Annotated in this window: 6 protein-coding genes and 1 pseudogene; 2 read left to right on the top strand and 5 right to left on the bottom strand. The window is 71.2% G+C overall.

Annotated elements, in window-relative coordinates:
• Nucleotides 1-783: RICIN domain-containing protein (locus R6V09_RS43670; RefSeq protein WP_317887039.1), on the top strand; the 783-nt coding region annotated here is incomplete at its 5' end.
• Here R6V09_RS43670 and R6V09_RS43665 read toward each other — a convergent pair.
• The 5 genes from R6V09_RS43665 to R6V09_RS43645 all read right to left on the bottom strand — a co-directional run bounded on the left by R6V09_RS43665 (nucleotide 776) and on the right by R6V09_RS43645 (nucleotide 5,539).
• Nucleotides 776-1,753: a 2-hydroxyacid dehydrogenase gene (locus R6V09_RS43665; RefSeq protein ID WP_317887038.1), complete on the bottom strand. Its 978-nt coding sequence runs from the start codon at nucleotides 1,751-1,753 to the stop codon at nucleotides 776-778. The genes R6V09_RS43670 and R6V09_RS43665 overlap by 8 nt on opposite strands.
• Before the next feature lie 37 nt (nucleotides 1,754-1,790).
• On the bottom strand, nucleotides 1,791-2,486 hold the full coding sequence (locus R6V09_RS43660; protein WP_317887037.1) for an alpha/beta fold hydrolase: 696 nt from the start codon (nucleotides 2,484-2,486) through the stop codon (nucleotides 1,791-1,793).
• 46 nt (nucleotides 2,487-2,532) lie between these two features.
• The gene (locus tag R6V09_RS43655) at nucleotides 2,533-3,198 is read right to left on the bottom strand and encodes a cyclase family protein (RefSeq protein WP_317887036.1); all 666 of its coding nucleotides are present in this window, start codon (nucleotides 3,196-3,198) and stop codon (nucleotides 2,533-2,535) included.
• Nucleotides 3,198-4,784: a purine-cytosine permease family protein gene (locus tag R6V09_RS43650; RefSeq protein ID WP_317887035.1), complete on the bottom strand. Its 1,587-nt coding sequence runs from the start codon at nucleotides 4,782-4,784 to the stop codon at nucleotides 3,198-3,200. The genes R6V09_RS43655 and R6V09_RS43650 overlap by 1 nt, the downstream gene beginning before the upstream one ends.
• A 203-nt stretch (nucleotides 4,785-4,987) precedes the next feature.
• The gene (locus tag R6V09_RS43645) at nucleotides 4,988-5,539 is read right to left on the bottom strand and encodes a hypothetical protein (protein ID WP_317887034.1); all 552 of its coding nucleotides are present in this window, start codon (nucleotides 5,537-5,539) and stop codon (nucleotides 4,988-4,990) included.
• A gap of 324 nt (nucleotides 5,540-5,863) precedes the next feature.
• Here R6V09_RS43645 and R6V09_RS43640 point away from each other — a divergent pair.
• Nucleotides 5,864-5,975: pseudogene (locus tag R6V09_RS43640) on the top strand (protease inhibitor protein); the annotation flags it as partial.

Below are 5,975 nucleotides of genomic sequence, written 5' to 3'. Positions count from 1 at the left end.
CGGACGCGGATCGCCGGCCGGCACGGCGGGCACAGCGGCGGCGGCACGGGGCCGCACCGTCTGCTGTCCCGGCTCCCCGCACCCGGCCGCCGCATCGTGGACGCGGCCAGGTCTGCCAGGTCGGGTCGATCGTCCCGGTCGCTCTTCGTCGGTGTGGGCCTGATCGGCGCCGGAGTCGTCGCGAGCGTCCTCGCCGTCAGCCTGTGGCCGGACCACGGCGGCACCACCGACCCGGTCGCCTCCACCAGCGGGAGCGGACACGTGTCATCGTCGGCGCCCGGTACGGCCAGGCTCCCCGCCGTACCCGGGCAGACGAGGCTGCGCAACGCCGCCGCCGACCTGTGCCTGGACATCCGGGGCACCGTGAAGGCCGGCGCCGACACCAGTCTGGCGGTGTGCTCCTCGGCCGAGACCCAGGAGTGGTCGTACGGGACCGACGGGCTGTTGCGCAGTGCGGCGGACTCCGGGCTGTGCCTGGACTCGCACGCGGACGCCGGTGTCGTCGTGCTCGGCACCTGCGCGGACGTGAAGGCCAAGCGTGGCAACGATGTCCGCTACGACCTCACCGTGCAGGGCGAGTTGCTGCCCCGCTGGGACTCGGGGCTCGCGCTCACCTCGACCACCGAGGACGCGGGCGCTGACATCGTCCTCAAGGTCCGCGACGGCTCCGCCACACAGCGATGGTTGACCGACTCGGTGTCGGCCAGCCCCGGTTCGCTGTCGATCACCGGCACGGGAACCCCGTCCCCGCGCCCCGCGCGCAACGCGGACCGGCTCAGCTGACGACATCACCCGGCCGCCGACCCGTCAGGAAACCGGCCGCGTTCTGTACGGCGGCCAGCGCGATCCGGACGACGGTCTCCCGGGTCACACCGCCGACGTGCGGTGAGAGCACCACGTTCGGGGCCTTGAGCAACCGCAGTGCCGGGGTGGGCGGTTCGGGGTCGAAGACGTCGAGGCCCGCACCGGCCAGGGTGCCCGCTTCGAGGGCGTCCGCCAGGGCGTCCTGGTCGATCAGGGCGCCCCGCGCGGTGTTGATCACGAACGCGGTCGGCCTGAGCAGCGCGAGCCGTTCGGCGTTCAGGAGATGCCGGGTCTCGTCGGTGAGCGGCGCGTGCAGGGTGACGTAGTCGGACAGGCGCAGCAGCTCGTCGAGCGGGAGATGACGGGCGCCGCCGAGCCGTGCCGCCGTCTCCTTGGGCACGGGGCGCCGACCGGCGTAGACGACGGTCATGTCGAACGCGGCTGCCCGGCGGGCGACTTGCTGTCCGATGGCGCCCAGTCCCACGATGCCGAGGGTCTTGCCGGACAGCTCGGTCAGCGAGCGCTGGAGCCGGGGCAGCGCCCAGTCGCCGTCGACGAGCGCGGTGTGCGCGGGGACGATCCGCTTGGCGAGCGCCAGCATCAGGGCGAAGGTCTGCTCTGCCACGTTCTGCGCCTCGGCGCCGCTGGAGCCGATGGTGCAGACGAGCGCCCCTTGGGCCCGCGCGGCCTCCAGGTCGACGTAGTCGAAGCCGTGGCTCGCGCACTGCACCAACTCCAACTCCGGTGCTGCGGCGAGGTGTTCGGCGGTCACCGGGGCGAGCGCGGTGATGATGACGTGCGCCGCGCGCAGGGCCGCGGGGTCCTCGTCGACCGCCTCCACGACGGTGACGTGCACCCCGTCGGGCAGCAGCGCCGCCAGTCCGGCTCCCGCCGTGCGACCGCCGACGTGGGGTGGGACGACGGCCAGGACGTGCTTCTTGGGGGTCATGCTGAATCCTCGTCGAGGTGGGGGAGAGGGGTGCGGGTCAGGGGCGGGTGGCCGACTCGTCCAGGACGCGGGCCAGTTCGCGGGGGCGGGAGAACATCGGCCAGTGGCCCGTGTTCATCCGGACCAGCTCCCAGCGTCCGCTCTCGACCAGTTCGCCCACCGGGCCCATCAACTCGTCGCCGTCGAGCAGGCACTTGATGTAGGTGGCCGGGAGGTCGGCCAACGGGTGGGCGAGGACTGCCGGTTCGGTGAGGGTGGCACCCGGGTGCGGGGTTCCGTCGGTGACCATGCGGGTGATCTGCTCGTCCGTGAGGTCCTGGCCGGCGTAGTCCGCCGGGTCCAGGGGCGGCCAGTCGCCGCCGTTCTCGTCGAGGGACTTCCTGATGTAGTCACTCGGGAAGCCGTCCAGGAACGACTCGCCGTCGACCGGCGCGTTCGCGTCGACGAACACCACCCGGGCCAGCCGGTCGCCGACCCGCTCCGCCGCCTGGCCCACGGGTACGCCCGCGTAACTGTGTCCGACCAGGACGACGTCCCGCAGATCGAGGCGCTCGACCTCGTCGACGATGTCCTGGACATGGGTCTGCTGCCCGGCCGGAACCCCCTGCTTCTCCGCGAGCCCGGACAGGGTCAGCGCATGCACCTCGTGCCCGGCCTCGCGCAACTCCGACACCACCTCGTCCCACGCCCACGCACCAAGCCACGAGCCCGCCACCAAAACGAATCGAGTCATGGGGCAAACGTAAACGGTGGGTCTGACAACGGCCCTGCGGGGCGGATCAGACCGCCTGCGCGACAGCCCGGACCGGCGCGCCGTCCGCCCGCGGCAGCCGTAGCGGAAACAGGAACAGCTCCAGGTCCGGAAGGCCCACCACCTGTTCCAGACCCGTGAGGTTCTCGGCGATCACCCCGCCCGCACCGCACAGCACCCGGTGGGCGGGCAGGCCGAAGTCGGCCGTCGCATCGCCTGGTTGAGGCGTCGGATCGACACTGAGCGCGTCGACCGCGACCGTACGGACGCCCGCTCCGACGAGGGCTTCGGCGGCCTCCGGGGTGAGCCACGGATGGGCGAGGTAGTCGTCGGTGCCCCAGTACGCCGACCAGCCCGTGGCGAGCAACAGCAGCGAACCCGGGCGCAGTTGGCTCAGCGCGGGTACCAGCAGTTCGGGCGTGATCGGTGCCCTGGCCGGCAGCCCGCGCACATCGGCCACCACCGCGTGCCCGGCGAAGCGCTCCAGGGGCACTTCATCGAGGCGGGGCCAGCTGTCGTCCACGTGGTAGGGGGCGTCGACATGCGTGCCCGACTGCGAACCCATGTGCAGCTGAAGGACGTTGACGCCGTCGCGGGGTGCGCGCAGGGCCGGGGAGACCTCGACGGCCGGGTCGCCGGGATACACGGGCATCCCGGTGACGACGGGCACCGACAGGTCGATCCAGGCCGGCATCAGCTGCCCTCGGTGGCCAGTGCGGGGGCCACCGGTGCCGTTCCGGGGCCGGTGATCGGCTGCACCGGGACCTCGACGGTACGGGCCAGCCGGGCGCCCTCGGGGCCGTACACCGCGCGGGGTTCGGGGAACAGCCTGAGCAGGGAGAGGAACAGCACCGCGGCCACGGCCAGTGACAGGGGCAGGCTGATGTCGACGCCGTTGGCCAGGTCGCCGAGCGGGCCGACGAACTGCCCCGGGATGTTGGTGAACAGCACACCCACCACGGCGGCCACCCACCACGCGGTCATGCCGCGCCAGTTCCAGCCGTGCGAGAACCAGTAACGCCCGCCGCGCTGGCGGCGGTTGAAGACCTGGAGCGCGTCCGGGTCGTACCAGCCGCGCCGGGTGTAGAAGCCCAGCATCATCACGACCATCCAGGGTGTGGTGCAGGTGATGATCATCGTGGCGAAGGTGGAGATCGACTGGACGAGGTCGAGGCCGAAGCGCCCGATGAAGATGAACGCGATGGACAGCACGCCGACCAGCAGCGTCGCCTGGACCCGCGACAGCCGGGGGAACACCGACGAGAAGTCGAGCCCGGTGCCGTAGAGGGAAGTCGTGCCCGTCGACATGCCGCCGATCAGGGCCAGCAGGCACACCGGGAGGAAGAACCAGCTCGGCGAGATGGCGAGCAGTCCGCCCACGAAGTCGGGGGCCGACGGGTCGACGTACTTGGGGGCCTTGGTGGCGATGATGCTCGCCGTCGCCAGGCCGAAGACGAAGGGCAGCAGCGTCGCGATCTGGGACAGGAACGCGGCCCCAACTACCTTGCGGTGCGGGGTGTTCGCCGGGATGTAGCGCGACCAGTCGCCGAGGAACGCGCCGAACGACACCGGGTTGGAGAGCACGATCAGCGCCGCGCCGATGAACGACGGCCAGAACAGCGACTGCGTGGCCGCGTCCGCCGAGGACGTGAAGACACCGGCGTACGAAGGGTCGAAGTCACCGGCGAAGGCGATGGCGCCGAGCAGGAACAGAACCGTCGCGGACGTCACGGCGATCTTGTTGACGAACAGCATGAACCGGAAGCCGTAGACGCAGACCGCGAGGACCAGCCCGGCGAACAGCGCGTACGCGACGACGTACGACAGCGTGCTCTGCTCCAGGCCGAACAGCCGGTGCGCGCCGCCGACCAGGGCGTCGCCGGAGCTCCACACGGAGATGGAGAAGAACGCGACGGCGGTGAGCAGGGACAGGAACGAGCCGACGACCCGGCCGTGCACGCCCAGGTGCGCGGAGGGGGCGACCGCGTTGTTCGTGCCGTTGACCGGGCCGAACACCGCCATCGGGCACAGGATCAGCGCGCCGACGACGACTCCGAGGAGCGTGGCCGCGAGGCCCTGCCAGAAGGAGAGGCCGAACAGGATGGGGAAGGCGCCGAGGACACAGGTGGAGAAGGTGTTGGCGCCGCCGAACGCGACCCGGAACAGGTCGAGCGGGGTGGCGGTGCGGTCCGCGTCGGGGATGCGCTCGACGCCGTAGGTCTCGACCTCGGTCAGGGACTGGCTCGGCGTGGCGGGGGAGGGGGCGGGCTGCGAGGACAAGGGGGCTCCAGCGGGGGACGGCGGTGGAGCGCGGGGTGGCGCGGTGGCGGTGTGGACGGCGGTTCACGTGCGCGGGGTGGGCGGGGTGAAGGGATGCCGTCCTCAGGGTGTCTGCCGACGTTATGGCGGGCCGCGACACCCGCACCAGAGGACGGTTCATCCATCTTCCGTGCCGTGGGTGGAGGAATCGTCCACCCTGTTTGTCACTCGCTGTCGCCCGGGGCGTCCTCCGGTTCGGTGTCGGGGCCCTGGGCGCGGACCCGCTGGACGTGTTCGAGGGAGTCGCGCAGTTCGGCGAGCCAGTCGTCGGTGTGGCGCTGGACGAGGCGGACGCACCAGGCGAGGGCGTCGCTGCGGCTGCGGGCGACGCCGGCGGCGATGAGGGTGTCGAGGACCTGGCGCTCGGGCTGGCGCAGCCGGGTCATGACGGGTGCGGAGATGTGGGTGAACAGTGAGCGTTCCCCGGCGCACTCCACGCCCCACGAGACCTTCCTGCGGAACCGGTGCTCGGCCTCGCGCGCGACCGCGATCCGGGTCTCCCGGGTGCGCTCGCGGAACTCCTGGACCCGGCCCTGGACGGCCGCCTCCTTCTCGGCGTCCGAGACGTCCTTGGTGAGCCGGGGTGCGGGGATACGGCCGATGACGGTGACCTCCTCGCGGTCGACCGTGACCTCGACCAGCTCCTCGAACAGGTCGTCGGGCAGACGGCCGGTGAACCAGCCGCGAAGCTTCTCCTGCTGCTCTGTCGTAATCATGTAATGACGATTACTCGCGAGCAGTGCGAACGCAAGGGGCTGCGGTGGAGTGCGCCGAGAGCTGAAGCGGAATGTTTCGGGACTGTTTCAGGACGATTGGCGAGGACGGGTAAACCGGCCAACCGGCCCGATTTGGAGATCGGGAAGCCCGTGGTTACGGGGTTCGCGCGTTCGAATTCTGTGACTTCACGCCACTGATTCAACACGCAAGGTTACTGAAACCTGTGGGTGGGATGTGTGTTCCGGCGGCGGACTCGGCAGAGTGGCGCCCGCCGGTTCGGCACCGACCGAGCGGGACCGGCATCTAGCGGAAGGATGCACACAATGCGGAACACCGCGCGCTGGGCGGCGACTCTGGGCCTGACGGCCACCGCCGTCTGCGGGCCTCTCACCGGGACCGCCCTCGCGGCCCACGGCACCGGCCCGTCCGCGCTCT

Source organism: Streptomyces sp. W16, assembly GCF_033194735.1.
In the GTDB taxonomy this organism is placed as follows: domain Bacteria; phylum Actinomycetota; class Actinomycetes; order Streptomycetales; family Streptomycetaceae; genus Streptomyces.
Note: the sequence above shows the minus strand (reverse complement) of the source record. Positions and strands in the feature narration are given on the sequence as shown.